Source organism: Synechococcus sp. BA-120 BA3, assembly GCF_034931285.1.
GTDB lineage: Bacteria > Cyanobacteriota > Cyanobacteriia > PCC-6307 > Cyanobiaceae > Cyanobium.
Genome location: NZ_JAYGHZ010000231.1, coordinates 1 through 642, shown reverse-complemented (window position 1 = coordinate 642; position 642 = coordinate 1). Strand labels below are relative to the sequence as shown.

Here is a 642-nt window from a genome sequence, read left to right as displayed (position 1 = left end):
GGTCAGCCAGGGGGCCGCCGGGCCGGTGACCGCCTGAGCGCTGGCCGCCGGGCCTGGGGCCCCCTCAGCGAGGAAACCCGGTGTGGGCGCGACGTTGCCAGCCATGGCTGGCAACGTGGTCGGGGCGGCGGCCTCATCGATCGCGCACTGTTTGAGACCCTGCTCCGCGATCCTCGTGAGGGCGGCCTCGCTGCTCTGCTCCGCCACGGTCCCGTAGTACCCGGCGGCGGCGGCCTTGGCCCCGTAGCCGTAGAGCTGGGTGTGGCCCAGCAGCAACTGCAGCCGCAGCTTCAGTCCGGTGAGCTGGGGGTTGTCCGATGGCCCCAGCTCCTGCAGCAGCTCCTCCCCGTCGGCCAGCACCGTGGCCCATTTCTCCCTGGAGTAGGCCTGCTCGATCACCGCGTAGCGCTGGGCGGCGTCGTTGGCGCTGGTCTCAGCCATGGAGCGGGTCGGGTGGGCGGACCCACAGTGTGCTGTGATCCCAGTGCAGTTGCCATCCTGCGGCCAGATCCAGCCGGCCCGTGTCCCCCCCGCGGACCAGCCGATCCACCAGGGTCTCGAGGCTCCTGGCTCCCGGATCACGCCCCAGGTGCCGCCGCAGCCAGTGGTGCAGCAGCCGTCGCTGGCTGGCCGGGGCCAGGC

2 protein-coding genes are annotated in these 642 nt (G+C 72.4%); both read right to left on the bottom strand.

The window, feature by feature from the left end; genetic code table 11:
• A partial coding sequence (locus VB737_RS07480) for a hypothetical protein (protein ID WP_500312278.1) occupies positions 1-441 on the bottom strand: 441 nt, incomplete at its 3' end.
• Positions 434-642, bottom strand: a 209-nt coding sequence (locus VB737_RS07475; protein WP_500312277.1) for a TilS substrate-binding domain-containing protein, incomplete at its 5' end; no start/stop codon positions are given. The genes VB737_RS07475 and VB737_RS07480, both read right to left, overlap by 8 nt.